The 13,525-nt window shown below is 34.7% G+C and carries 13 protein-coding genes; 6 read left to right on the top strand and 7 right to left on the bottom strand.

Annotation, left to right across the window (positions count from 1 at the left end):
* Positions 1 to 90 precede the first annotated feature (90 nt).
* A complete protein-coding gene (locus IRZ80_RS10590; protein WP_228520871.1) occupies positions 91 to 633 on the bottom strand; it encodes a hypothetical protein in 543 nt (180 codons plus the stop codon).
* A 62-nt stretch (positions 634 to 695) separates the two neighbouring features.
* Positions 696 to 4,130 (bottom strand): hypothetical protein, encoded by a 3,435-nt coding sequence (locus IRZ80_RS10595; RefSeq protein ID WP_194641537.1) that lies wholly within the window; start codon positions 4,128 to 4,130, stop codon positions 696 to 698.
* A gap of 271 nt (positions 4,131 to 4,401) precedes the next feature.
* Here IRZ80_RS10595 and IRZ80_RS10600 point away from each other — a divergent pair, with 271 nt between their 5' ends.
* Positions 4,402 to 5,727 carry a TlpA family protein disulfide reductase gene (locus IRZ80_RS10600; RefSeq protein WP_194641538.1) on the top strand — a complete coding sequence of 442 codons (1,326 nt, stop codon included), beginning with the start codon at positions 4,402 to 4,404 and terminating at the stop codon, positions 5,725 to 5,727.
* 295 nt (positions 5,728 to 6,022) lie between these two features.
* Here IRZ80_RS10600 and IRZ80_RS10605 read toward each other — a convergent pair whose 3' ends face one another.
* Both IRZ80_RS10605 and IRZ80_RS10610 read right to left on the bottom strand, forming a co-directional pair.
* A complete protein-coding gene (locus IRZ80_RS10605; RefSeq protein WP_194641539.1) occupies positions 6,023 to 7,279 on the bottom strand; it encodes an aspartate kinase in 1,257 nt (418 codons plus the stop codon).
* A gap of 56 nt (positions 7,280 to 7,335) precedes the next feature.
* Positions 7,336 to 7,815, bottom strand: coding sequence for a GNAT family N-acetyltransferase (locus IRZ80_RS10610; RefSeq protein WP_194641540.1), 480 nt, complete (start codon positions 7,813 to 7,815; stop codon positions 7,336 to 7,338).
* Positions 7,816 to 7,986: 171 nt separating this feature from the next.
* Between IRZ80_RS10610 and fbp the strand changes: the two genes are divergently transcribed.
* Positions 7,987 to 9,006, top strand: a complete 1,020-nt coding sequence (fbp, locus tag IRZ80_RS10615) for a class 1 fructose-bisphosphatase (RefSeq protein WP_194641541.1) — start codon at positions 7,987 to 7,989, stop codon at positions 9,004 to 9,006.
* Between the two features lie 101 nt (positions 9,007 to 9,107).
* On the opposite strand, the gene IRZ80_RS10620 is transcribed toward fbp, so the two are convergent.
* Complete coding sequence (locus tag IRZ80_RS10620) at positions 9,108 to 9,539, bottom strand: TerB family tellurite resistance protein (protein ID WP_194641542.1); 432 nt, start codon at positions 9,537 to 9,539, stop codon at positions 9,108 to 9,110.
* 152 nt (positions 9,540 to 9,691) lie between these two features.
* Between IRZ80_RS10620 and IRZ80_RS10625 the strand changes: the two genes are divergently transcribed.
* Genes IRZ80_RS10625 through IRZ80_RS10640 form a run of 4 tightly spaced genes read left to right on the top strand, consistent with a single transcriptional unit; the run spans position 9,692 to position 12,626 of the window.
* A complete protein-coding gene (locus IRZ80_RS10625) occupies positions 9,692 to 10,282 on the top strand; it encodes a HupE/UreJ family protein (RefSeq protein ID WP_194641543.1) in 591 nt (196 codons plus the stop codon).
* Between the two features lie 10 nt (positions 10,283 to 10,292).
* A complete protein-coding gene (locus tag IRZ80_RS10630; protein WP_115811925.1) occupies positions 10,293 to 10,724 on the top strand; it encodes a deoxycytidylate deaminase in 432 nt (143 codons plus the stop codon).
* Between the two features lie 4 nt (positions 10,725 to 10,728).
* Positions 10,729 to 12,306 (top strand): S41 family peptidase, encoded by a 1,578-nt coding sequence (locus tag IRZ80_RS10635; protein ID WP_194641544.1) that lies wholly within the window; start codon positions 10,729 to 10,731, stop codon positions 12,304 to 12,306.
* Positions 12,307 to 12,314: 8 nt separating this feature from the next.
* The gene (locus IRZ80_RS10640) at positions 12,315 to 12,626 is read left to right on the top strand and encodes a hypothetical protein (protein ID WP_194641545.1); all 312 of its coding nucleotides are present in this window, start codon (positions 12,315 to 12,317) and stop codon (positions 12,624 to 12,626) included.
* Between the two features lie 10 nt (positions 12,627 to 12,636).
* Here IRZ80_RS10640 and IRZ80_RS10645 read toward each other — a convergent pair whose 3' ends face one another.
* Both IRZ80_RS10645 and IRZ80_RS10650 read right to left on the bottom strand, forming a co-directional pair.
* A complete protein-coding gene (locus tag IRZ80_RS10645) occupies positions 12,637 to 13,242 on the bottom strand; it encodes an FAD-dependent oxidoreductase (RefSeq protein WP_194641546.1) in 606 nt (201 codons plus the stop codon).
* A gap of 2 nt (positions 13,243 to 13,244) precedes the next feature.
* Positions 13,245 to 13,448 carry a hypothetical protein gene (locus IRZ80_RS10650; protein ID WP_194641547.1) on the bottom strand — a complete coding sequence of 68 codons (204 nt, stop codon included), beginning with the start codon at positions 13,446 to 13,448 and terminating at the stop codon, positions 13,245 to 13,247.
* Positions 13,449 to 13,525: the final 77 nt, after the last annotated feature.

Genomic DNA, 13,525 nt, shown 5'->3' on the forward strand with positions numbered 1-13,525 from the left:
ATTCTGAAACAAATTTTAGCGAGAAATCGATTAAATAAAAAAGGCTTTCCAGATTTCGGAAAGCCTTATGTTGAACTCAAAAAAACAGATTTATTGTTTTATATAAGTTTTATTCCCGTTTGAATTGATGTAATATTTACCTCCCTGAGGACCGGTGTATACTTTTTTGCCATTGTATTCTCCAGTTACTTTATCAGCTGTTTTGACTGCCGATTTTGTTTTATCCGAAGTTTTTGCAGCTTCTTTTTTCGCTTCTTTCGTTGCTTTGTCTGCTGTTTTTTTAGTTTCTTTTGCCATTTTATCGGCTGTAGTTTTGGAATCCTTACTTGCTTTGTCTGCTGTTTTTTTGGTTTCCTTTACGGCTTTATCGGCTGTTGCTTTGGAGTCTTTTGATGCTTTGTCTGCTTTTTTATTGGTTTCCTTTACGGCTTTATCGGCTGTTTCTTTGGAGTCTTTCGTTGCTTTGTCTGCTTTTTTCTTGGTTTCTTTAGCTTTTTTTTCGACAGTTGCTTCTTCTTTGGTTTTAGAAGTTTGACCATAGAAAGTGTTCGTAGCAATAAAGAAGAAACTTAATACCAATAATTTTTTACTCAAGCTTAACAGTGTGGTTTTTTTGTGAATTTGTAATTTCATAACGATAGGTTTTTAGATTGAACCTAAATTTACAAATTTATTTTTAATATACGATAAAACATTTAAAAATAAGCTCTTAACTCAACGCTTCCTGTGTGAATGACGTCGCTTGTTTCACTTTTTCGCCCTTGGTAAATTAAATTCAAGTCTAAAAATTTAGTCAGGTTTACTTGGAATAAAGTTCTCCATGTAATGTTTTGCCCTTTTTGCAGACCTTCCAGCATTTGATATCCCGCCGATGAATATTCGTTGCCGGTAAAGTCATTTTTATACAATGAGATTTCACTATTGATGTTAAATTTCGAACTGCCTGTATAACTGAATGCGGTGCCAAATCGGTTTTGTTCTAAAGTATCGAGACTCCCAATTTTATTTTCCTTGTTGAGGTATTCATAAAAAACATCCAAACTGATTTTGTCTGAAAACAAGTAGCTGATCTTTGGAAACCACGAATGACCTTCGATGTTATAGTTTTTTTCGGCAAAGGTGAGGGACTCTGTTTGGTTTTGAATGGTTTTACCAATTAGATCAAACAGCCAGCTTTTTTTTAGTAAATGCAGGTATTCCAATTGATGAAAACTGTTTTCATTTTTCAGTGTGCCAATGGACAATAGATTCTGGGTTTCATTTTTTGTAAAAGTATACGTAACCGAATGTTCTCTTTTTCCACGATTATAGGACAAACTATTCGTAAACGTTTTTATGAGTCCCAAAATAGCATCCGTAGAGGATTCGAATGGATTGAGTTCTAAATGATCTCCGTCATTTTTGACTTTTTGATCCATAATAAAGGAGGTCTGCATGTAAAAATGAGATAAGGTTTTTTTGTAATTGGTACTGTTTTGCCAAATAATAGGGTTGATGATAAATGATTGTGAGAATCTGTTTTGGTTGGTTTTGATATAAGTTTGATTGGGTAGAAATATTCGGGTGTACTTTGCCAAATCCGAAAATGGAGCGATTTCGAATTCTTCTAAATCTTTGATTCCGTTTCCGTTGTAATCATTCCAAGTGTATTTCCCCTGACCGGCTGGAACTTCAACATAAGTGTAATCCTGAAAAGGCATTGTTCCCGAATTGGTTTCATAACGGGTGTTGCTCTGAATCAATTTATTGAAAAACTGATCGTTATATGTAATTCTGGAGTTGAGCGAAGGCGTGTTTTTTAAGGCAGGATCGGTATAATTCAATTGTCTGTAATTGATAAATATCGAAATATCACGGGTTTCTGTCTTCAATAATTTGGATTGAAAATTATAACTGTTTGAAGTGTTCACCCTCTGCAGTAATCCGTTTTGAACACTGTCGTTTATTCTTCTGGCGTAGCCCAACTGAACATATACCTTTGTGCTGTCACCATGTCCTGCGTATATTCCGTATTGCGAAAAGCGCTGGCTCAACAAAGAGAATTTTTGTGCTGCCTTGTTGATTTCCTGATTGTCCTCAAAGTGTAAAGAACCTCCAACCCAATTTTTTTTGTTATGATAACGAAACTGTGAAAGATTCCTCAAAAAAGTGGAAGCGTTTTCTACGTCATCACTTTTTAGATAGCTCCCATCATTTTTTATGCTCCATTTTTTGAATTCAAAATTGGTGTTAAGATTGTTTTTTATCCCCGAATAGGTATTGGAAAGGGCTAATTTCTCAAATTCATAAGTAATGTTGGCTACCGTCGAAGAGTCTTTTTTTGGAACCAAACTAAAATTAAAACCAGTTCCCAGCAGACTTTGGTTTCCAGTTATTACAGATGAAGTGACATTCCAATCGCGGTAAAATTCAATGCTATTAATACGTTCTACGGGCTTAAAATTGGCTTGAACGGCTTGAAAATTAGCAAATGCATCAATGTTCCATTTTTTGGAATAAAGACGTTGTTTTGCTTTGATTTCGCCAGATATTCCCTGATTGTTTGCGTCGTCTATGGAGGAAAATAAATTTTGGTCATTGTTGCTCACTGCTAGTTCAAATGCTACAGCCGTTTTTTCGGAAGGATTGTATTTTCCAAAAAAAGTAGCCACCTGAGATTTCAATGGTGCAATCAATTGAATGACTGGTTCATAATTTCCCTGTAAAACTCCGTTGACAGGAGCTGTATACTCAAATATTTTATCAACACTTGTTGGGTTGGTTAAAATATAATTCCCTTTAGCTTGACCGACTAAAGTAAACGTAACATTATATAATTCGTCATTTGGGTTTGTGGAATATGCATAGATTGTAGCAGTTCCTTGTGTGCTTTTTTTATACTGTATTTTTTTCTCGTCATAGTCGGCAACAATAGCCGATGGAGCGACCATCAAATGGGTATTGTCTCCAGCATCTTTCAAAATCAAAGCTTGGTCTTGTGAAAGATTTTGCTGAACGGGCTGATTTTTCAAATCACTTTCTGAATATACGATGGCTCCAAAATTCCATTTTTTGTCCGTAAAAGTGCCTCCGTCATAAGTGATAAATCGGGAGTAATTGTTTTCGGAAAATTGGTATTCGACTACAATCCGCATTTCGGAAGTAATAGGAAATTGTGGTGTAAAGACAATCTCCCCCGAATTGTAATCAATAATATAATCGTTCTCCTGACCTCTCTTCAATAAAATGCCATTGACATAGACCCTTTCCGAACCAATGATGACCAAAACATATAATTCACCATTTTTTCCGACCAATTTATAAGGTCCCTGATTGCCTTCCTGTCCTTTGAAATTACTGCTGGTGTAATTTCCAGTCACGAGTCCCCCCGAAGCAAAAACAGTTGTCTTTTTGTCTTCGTTTCCAAAGTTGACGGTTGTCAATAATCCCTGTATTTTCTTGTTGAAAGTAAGGAATCGAGTGTAGTTGTTGCCAATAAAAACATCACCCGCACGAACATTCCAGCTGTCGGTAAAAAGTTCCATGAAGATATTGTCATATTGGTTCAGCCGTTGGGAATAGCTTCCTTCCTGAACCGGAATGTTGGTATCCTGAATGGAGGCACGAATACTCACTTTATCCGATAGTTTCCCCGTAATCCTAAAGTCCAGTTTCGAATTGACTACTGCATTTTGATTATTACCGACAGTAACACCTCTGGAAAGACTGCCATCTGTAATAAGTCCGTCAAACGGAATGTTTTTTGGAGACGTTGGGTTTTCGATGCGGTATAAACTTTGATTAGTGGCATTGTTATCGATGATTTTACTGCTGTCGTAAATGGTATATTCCTTGGTTAAGAAATCAGGCAGTTTTAAATAGTGAACCGTCAGGGAATCAGTAGGGGGAATGTTTCGGTTTTTGAATAAAATAATGCCCTTTGGGAAGTTGACTTCGTAGGAAGTGCTGTCGACAATCTGGTTTTTATGATCCAAAATTTTAAAAAAACTAGGATTGATACTCACTTGTTCCAAATGAATGGTATCTGTAGTAAAAGCTATTTTTTTGGTGCTGTACGCCGAGTCTATTTCCTGAGCCTGAAGTCCAGAAAAATATAAAATGACAATCCAAAATAGTACTTTTTTTAGCATAAATAGTATAACTCCAAAGTGCCAAAATTAGTGTATATTATTTTATGATATGTTAAATGACATAAACTGGAGAAATGGCACGCGGATGACACGATTTTTTGCTTTTCGATAGAGTTGAGCTAAAGTCGAGACTTTTTAAAAAGTTATAAGAATTATTGTATATTTGATAAAAGTAGAGTCTGGTTTTTATCAAGGTTATTTACCAAATTTGGAATGATAGGCTTAAATTTTATTAGACCATAAAAAAGTATACCAATTTATAAAGACAATTATGAACAAGCTATTGATGCCTTTTATTTTCAGTTTATTCTTCTTGAATTTATGTGTAGGACAAATTCCAAAGGAAGCGTTTACATTATCCAATTCCCTCAGCGGTTTGTGGGACAATGGAGAAACAGAAAAAGCTGTTGAATCTTCTATGGAATTATACCGTTTATATCCGCCAATGTTTATTGACAGAATTCATAATACACTTTCCCAACGATTGCAGAACTCTTTATATGCACAAAAATACCTGGAACAACTCTTTCTTAAAAAAAATGAGAAAATTAACAGTATCATAGCCCCAATTTATTTATGGAGCAAATCAATAAGTGCAAAAAACGAGAATGATTTTAAGAAGATTTTAGAAGAGCTAAATAGTACTTCAAAAGATAGCGTAAATTATGAATCTAAGGCAGAGAGATATAATCTTTTGATAGTGCAGGAATTAGATAAACAAAAAGCCATAGATAATATAAGCAAAGAAAAAATAGTACAGTCAAATATAAAGAAGTTGGAAGCTTATGATTATATCGTTAAAATTAAAGCTGGCAGATTAGAGGGTGAGAAAAGAGCCTGGTATAGATATATTTTGGCTTATAGTTATTACAGTTTGTATAGTATTAATCCAAATATTGAAGAATTTTTAAAAAAAGCTTCGGATTACAGTCCCGACTTAAATGACAAGCTATACGATCATGCCTATTTTTATGATGTGGTTCTTTTAACTGGTAATACTAATGAATTTGTATTTCAGGCTAAATATCAAAAATATTTAGTTGAAAATAATCGAAATTCGGAAGCATTGGTTTTGTTAAGCGATATTGCTTTTGGAACTCCTTCAGATTACAATTTAAAATCATTACAGGAGTTTTATGGAAAATTAAAAAGTAATATTTCATTTGGAGATTATTGGACTAGTTATATACATAAAAAGGGTAAACCTGTTCCTAAATTAAAGATACAATTTGAAAGTGAAGAATTAGATTTAACTGTAAAACCTAACAAATGGATTTATATTGATGTTTGGGGTACTTGGTGCAGTCCATGCGTAAAAGAACTACCGGACTTACAATCCTTATTTGTTGAGAATAGTAATAATTCGAAGTTAAAGGTTTATACTTTTTCGTTCGCTTCTCAGAACTTGTCGGATTTTATGACTAAAAATAAATATACATTTCCTGTTAGCGAAATTGACAAAAAAACGAATGATTTATTTGAAGTGACTGGTTATCCTACCAAAATACTGATTTCACCTGAGGGTAATTTCATAAAAATACCTTTTGGAGTAGACTCGAAAACATATATTAAGAACTATACAACGATGGTGAATTAATTAGATGTTATTGCTTGCCGTTAAAAAGAGTTTTTTTGTGAAATAAGGAATATTACAGATTTTAAAAGCCTTATTCGAACTTCTATTAGTTTTTGTTTACAATGAGGCAAAGCAATTAATCAATTTTAGATAGGATTCAGATTAGTTCTAATTTCAGGTTTAAAAAAAATTCAGCGTAAATCCGTTCAATATATCATCCGTCTGCCATAAAAAAATGGAAGCCAATTTCTCAGCTTCCATTTTTTTATTGTAATTTTTTAGTCTGCCATCTGCAGACTAAAATCTGCTATCTGACCTAATTCTCTTTAGTCACAATTTGCATTGTTTCTCTGCTTACCTGCTTTAACAATACAGTTTTGTTTTCTTCTACCGTTTGAGCAGCGTTTTCATTAAAATGTCTGATAGTGTACAGCGTAACATTTTCGGTAAAATCCACTTTGAATTTTTTCGAAAGGATTGCGTTACAGTCATTGAAGTTTCCAAATTTATCTTCAACACAAACAGAGAAACTGATTGCCGAATTCTGAATAAGGTTTACTTTTAACTTGAATTGGTGGAATAAGCCAAAGATTTCACTGATGTTTTCTTCCATGATGAAAGAAAAATCTATTGATGAAAGAGAAATCAATAATTGGTTTCTTTTTACAATGAAACAAGGTAAATACGGTTCTAAATCCTCTCCTTTAGAAACAGATGTTCCTTTTAGCGTTGGATTGATAAACGATTTAACGTATAACGGAATTTCTTTTTTCTGTAACGGCTGTAATGTTTTTGGGTGAATTACCGATGCTCCGTAAAAAGCCAACTCGATGGCTTCACGATACGAAATTTGGTTCAGCAGACTTGCATTTTCAAAATATCTTGGGTCAGCATTCATTACTCCGGGTACGTCTTTCCAGATGGTTACGCTCTCGGCATTTAGACAGTATGCAAAAATCGCAGCGCTGTAATCAGATCCTTCACGGCCTAATGTGGTTGTGAAATTATTCTCGTCAGAACCTAAGAATCCTTGAGTAATATTTAAGATTTTGCGTTTAACGTTATTCGCAATATTTTTCTGTGTCAATTCCCAGTCTACTTCTGCATCACGGTAAGTAGAATCTGTTTTTACAAAATTTCTAACATCCAGCCATTGTGTCTGAATTCCTTTGAAAGACATAAAATGACTCAGAATTGTTGTCGATATTAGTTCCCCGAAGCTTACGATCTGATCGTAAACAAAGTTATAATTTGGTGATTTATTATGAGCTAAGAAATATTCTAAGTCTGCAAATTGAGTATTTACAGCTGTAAAAACTTCATTTTTTTCATCTTCAAATAAATCCAAAAGGATTTGATTGTGATACTTTTTAACTTCCTGCACCGATGAATTTAATTCTGGTGATTTGTCAAAATAATTTTTGATAACATCTTCGAGTGCATTAGTCGTTTTCCCCATTGCCGAAACAATTACCAATACATCTTCATAACCTGCTTGCTGTAAAACGTCATAAACGTTTTTAATACCGGCTGCATCTTTTACTGATGCACCGCCAAATTTGAATACCCTCATTTTTATTCAGATTTAAATTTCATATTTCAGATTTTCAGTCTGAAATTATTCACTTTTTATTTTAATTTGTTTTCTACAAAATAATTAATAGCTGTTTCGTCCATTTGAGCTACGCGCCATTCGTCTAATATTTTTGCTCCCGATTTTTTATAAAAATCAATTGCAGGAGTATTCCAGTCCAGTACGTTCCATTCAATTCTTCGGACTTTGTCTTTCTGCCCCTGTTTGATAACTTCAGAATATAAAGCATAGCCAAGTCCTGTTCCGCGCATACTTTCCTTTACAACTAAATCTTCCAGATGGATTGTCCTTCCTTTCCAAGTAGAGTAACGGTAATAATACAATGCAATCCCTACAATCTGCTCCTCAGCTTCGGCAACAAAAACTTCAAACAAAGGTCTGTCTCCAAAACCATCTCGAATAAGATCATCTGCAGTAATTAAAACAGCATCTGGCTCTTTTTCGAATACCGCCAATTCCTGAATCAATGCCAGAACACCATTCATGTCTTCTTTTTGTCCTTTGCGTATTTTCATAGATTTGTATTATTATTCTATAATTCTATTAAAAAACAGACGATTACACAGTTGTTTTTTATGGAAAATGTAGCAAATATACAATACTGAGAAACTAAGTAAGCATTATTTTTTTCATTATAACAAAAAAAACGATATTTGTGACTTCAAAATAACTACATCGATTTCGTAATGGAAGAAAGAAACAAAACATTAGGCGAATTTATCATTGAAAATCAAAAGGCTTTTCAATATTCTTCGGGTGAATTATCGAGAATCATTAATTCAATCCGGCTGGCGGCCAAAGTTGTTAATTATAAAGTAAACAAGGCTGGATTAGTTGATATTGTCGGAGCAGCTGGTGAACAGAATATTCAAGGGGAAGATCAGCAGAAACTGGATGTTTATGCCAATGAAATTTTCATACAGACCTTGATTAACCGCGAAATTGTCTGTGGCATTGCATCCGAAGAGAACGATGATTTTATAACTGTGCAGGGAAGTGATAATAGCCATAACAATAAATATGTGCTTTTGATGGATCCATTGGACGGCTCGTCCAATATTGATGTAAACGTTTCTGTTGGGACTATTTTTTCAGTATACAGAAGAATCACGCCAATAGGAACTCCAGTAACATTAGAGGATTTTCTGCAGCCGGGTGTAAATCAGGTAGCAGCGGGTTATGTAATTTATGGAACATCGACGATGCTGGTTTATACTACAGGACACGGTGTAAACGGTTTTACGCTTAACCCGGCGATTGGGACTTTTTATCTTTCGCATCCTAATATGAGATTTTCTAAAGATGGAAATATATATTCGATTAACGAGGGAAATTATGTTCATTTTCCGCAAGGTGTAAAAGATTATATCAAATATTGTCAGCTCGAAGAAGAAGACCGTCCGTACACTTCTCGTTATATAGGAAGTCTTGTTGCTGATATTCACAGAAATATGATAAAAGGAGGTATTTATATATATCCGACAAGCACTAAATCGCCAAAAGGTAAACTGCGTCTGCTGTACGAATGTAATCCTATGGCTTTTATTGTAGAACAGGCCGGCGGAAAAGCTTCGGATGGTTTTGACCGCATTATGGAAATTCAGCCTGCAGAACTGCATCAGCGTGTTCCTTTCTTTTGCGGAAGCTTAAATATGGTTGAAAAAGCCGAAGAGTTTATGCATAAAGCAAAATTGAGTAAATATTAAAGTGCAATTGCGAATTGAAAATTACGAGTACACTATGCAGTAATAAGTATAAAATCTTACCGAACAGCATTCCGTAATTTGTAATTTTCAATTCATAATTATTATTTATACATGTTTTTCATTTCATACAAAAAAGTTTCTTCATCTACCGCCATGTCTACTAATTTGAGTGCTTTATTTACAATATAATTTACATTGCCAGGAGTAAAACCTAAGGCTAATGCAAATTTAATCAATAAATGTTCCTGCAAATCGCCCAATTGGTGGTCGCGGTGTACAATTCTTGCCAGCTTATAAAGAGCTTCCAGTCTTTCTATATATAAGTAGGGAGCGTTGATTGGGTATTTTGATGGATCTTCTAAAATTTCGTCGTACTCTTCTTTAGAAATCTGAAGTGCCAAAGCTAATTTATCCAAAAAATTCTGCTCTTGTTCAGTGATATTGCCATCAGCGTGGGCAACACGCACAATGGCTGAAAAATGACCTCTGTTTTTTTGAATGTTTTCGCTGTTGAATAAATCTGAAAAAGGCATAATGTTAATGTTTAAGGTTTGATATAAAGTTAGTTAATTTTTTAGTACTAATTTTACTTTTTGTCCGTTTTTAATATCATTGATTTCTAATATTTCATTTTCAAAATTAATCGTAAGTTTACGTCCCCATATCAATTTAATTCACTTTAGCAATGTCAGAATTTTTAATATACTTTCAGATAGGTTTAAAGCATGTATTGGATGTACATGCTTATGATCATGTTTTGTTTTTGATTGCATTATCGGTACCATTTTCTTTTAATGACTGGAAAAGAATACTGCTTTTAGTGACTATATTTACATTGGGACATACTGCAGCACTTTTTCTTTCGGTTTTTGAAATTATTACTGTCAAAGTAAATGTTGTTGAATTACTGATTCCCATTACGATTTTGATAACCGCTTTCTATAATTTATTTACCGCAGGGAAAACCAGTAAAAACGGCAGTGTTAATCTGGTTTTTATAATAACGTTATTTTTTGGAATTATCCATGGATTGGGTTTTTCAAATTATTTTAAAACATTATTGGGAGGCAGTGCTGCCTCAAAATTACTGCCAATGTGCGAATTTGCATTAGGAATAGAAGCGGCTCAGATTACGGTTGTTATTGTAGTCTTGATTTTGTCATATATAGTGCAGACCGTTTTTCGATTTTCAAAAAGAGATTGGGCTTTAGTAATGTCGGCATTTATAATTGGCGTAGTTTTACCAATGATTGTAGAAAGCGAAATCTGGAAATGATAAAGATTTTATGGAGAAAGTTAAATTGAATAAATACGATAAAGCGTATCTTAGAATTGCAACAGAATGGGGTTTATTGTCTTACTGCAAAAGAAAGCAGGTTGGAGCGATTATAGTAAAAGACCGAATGATTATATCGGACGGGTACAATGGAACCCCGTCAGGATTTGAAAACTGCTGTGAGGATGAAGACGGATTAACCCGCTGGGATGTGCTGCATGCCGAAGCCAATGCAATCTTGAAAGTTGCAAGATCCACACAATCCTGCGAAGGAGCCACTTTATACATTACGCTTTCGCCATGTAAGGAATGCAGTAAGCTGATTCATCAGTCCGGAATAAAAAGAGTGGTGTATCATAACGGTTACCGAGACGATTCCGGAATACAATTTTTGATAAAAGCAGGTATAGAAGTAGAGCATATTCCCGTTTTAGAAGATTAATAAAATGAAATTCGACAATAAATATTTACCCATACTTATTGGGAGCATTTTCGCTCTCGGAATTTTTATAGGCAGTCTGTCGGGTTCGCCGTCATCCAAATCTTTTACCTCTAAAAAAAATACCAAAGAAAAACTTAATAAACTGATTGATTTCATCGATAATGAATATGTAGATGATGTGAATACGGATTCGATTGTGAGTCTTACTGTCGATAATATTCTGGCAAAGCTGGATCCGCATTCTGTTTATATTCCGCCGCAGCAGCAAGCCGAAATTGCCGAAACCATGAAAGGCGATTTTGTGGGTATTGGAATTAATTTTTATATGTTTAAAGATTCAGTTGCTGTTATTGCGCCAGTAAAAAATGGTCCTTCGGCCAAAGCAGGAATTTTAGCAGGAGACCGCATTCTTTTTGCAGATAAAACCAAATTATTTGGGAGAAAACTGCCTAATGACAGTTTATTTTCTTCGCTGAAAGGAGAAGTAGGTTCTCAGATAGAACTGACCGTTTACCGAAAATCGGAGCATAAAAAAATGAAAATCAAAATCAAACGCGACGTGATTCCGCTGAAAAGCGTTGATGCAGCTTTGCGTTTAAATGCCACTACAGGTTATATCAAAATCAATCGTTTTGCCGAAACTACTTATGCTGAATTTATAAAAGCCCTCGTCAGTTTAAAAAAGCAGGGTGTAAAATCCCTTGTGATTGATGTCCGCGATAATGGCGGAGGATATATGGAAGAAGCTATCGCCATTGCTGATGAATTTTTGAAAGATAAAGAATTGATTGTTTTTACCAAAAGCGCTAAGGAAGCAACCGAAAAAATGTACGCCACCGAAAAAGGAAGTTTTGAATCAGGTAAGGTCTTTGTCTTGATTAATGAAAACAGTGCTTCGGCGAGTGAGATTTTAGCGGGAGCAATACAGGATAATGACCGCGGAACTATTGTAGGACGGCGTTCTTTCGGAAAAGGACTGGTACAGCGGGAAATGGATTTTAATGATGGTTCGGCAGTTCGGCTTACAATTGCAAGATATTATACACCAACCGGAAGATCGATTCAAAAACCGTATTCCAAAGGAAATGAAGAGTATTTTAAAGAATCGGATTCGCGTTTTTTACACGGAGAACTGTATAAAAAAGACAGTATAAAAGTGGTGGATTCCTTGAAATTTAAAACTAAAAAAGGAAAAATTGTTTATGGCGGCGGCGGTATTGTACCGGATGTTTTTGTGCCATTGGAAGCAGAACACGGAACAGAAAATGTTTCTTATTTACTGCAGTCCGGAATTGTCGGCCATTTTGTTTTTGAGCAATTAGACAAAAACAGAAATGCTTTTGCAAAACTGCCTTTTGATGAATTTCAGACAAAAATCAATTCAACCGATTTATATTTCAATACTTTCCAGAAATATCTTGCCCAAAACGGCTTGGAGGTTGATTTGCGTAAATACAAATCCTTAGTAAAAAGATACGTAAATGCCGAATTTGCCAGACAATTGTATGGAGACATCTATTATTATAAAATGGTTCTGAAAGAAGATGCCATGATAAAGGCTGTGCTGAATTCGAAACAATAAAAAAGAGTATGAAAAAAATAGTTAGATTTTCAGCAGTTTTAATGATGTTGTTTTTTGCAATTTCTTGTGCCTGTATGAAAGATAAAAATACAATTTCGGGAAAAGTAATATCTGTCGAGTTTGGAAAAGACGGTTATACAGCCAAAATTAATACAGATAAAAACGAAGTTTATTTTGCTTTAATCAGCATTGTAAATGTTGGCGGACCTCAAAATTACAAACAGCTTAAAGAAGGGGAACAAGTTTCGTTAAAAGGAGAAATCTGGAAAACTGAAACTGAAAACCACATCAAAGTGAAAGAGATTGTTTCGGTTAAATAAAAAATAGTCTCTATCGAATACTGTCGTGTGAATGCGTCTGAATTCCGTCATTCCATAAAGTAAGCAGATCTGTTGCGACAGCAGCTCCGCTTCCTGCGGCGATTGCAAGCTGGCTTCTCCAGCCGGCAAGAGTTCCAACGGCATAAATACCTTCGGCGACTTTGTGATCCGTATTTTTGAGCTGGATACGCTGTTTTTCAGGTAGAGCTTTTTTGTGTGGTTCAACAAACTGCATTAAACCTTCTATGGCAAATGTGTTGGCAGAGCCAATGCCTATTACGATATTACGGGTTTGATAGGAGTTTTTATTGGTAACAACGGTGAATTCTGGATATACTCCTTCGATTTTTAATATTTTTTCCTCTGGGATTTGGATAATATGAGGGTAAGTATTAGATAAATGATCAACACTTTCGATCAATAATTCTGATCCTAATTTGCCTGGAGCAATTCCATAAGCATTGTTGAAAAGTGCTTCCTGTAGTGCAGAAGTCTTCTGGTGGGTAAAAATCCCAATTTTTTTATCGGTAACAAATGCTTTTTTTTTGGCTGAACCCAATACCATCGCACATGATATTCCCGAAACGCCTCCGCCTATAATCAATACATCAAACATGGTTATGCGTTGTCGTTCATTTTTTCAACTATTTTTTTAGACATTCTAAAAATAAGAAGAATCAATACTGCACAAAATGAAGCAACCACACCAACAAGCGCTATTACACTATCTCCTTTAAATGGATTTTGAAAATCAATTAAGGTAATATTGAAAATAAGAAGCGAAACGGCTAAAAGCACTAAGATGTTAGTGAAAATTTTCATAAGTTATGTTTTTGTTTTTACCGGTAAAGTTTTAATTCATAAATTATCATTTATATGTTTAAGTACAAAATAATCTC

Origin of the sequence: Flavobacterium sp. HJJ, assembly GCF_015351475.1 — a bacterium.
Classification (GTDB): Bacteria; Bacteroidota; Bacteroidia; order Flavobacteriales; family Flavobacteriaceae; genus Flavobacterium; species Flavobacterium marginilacus.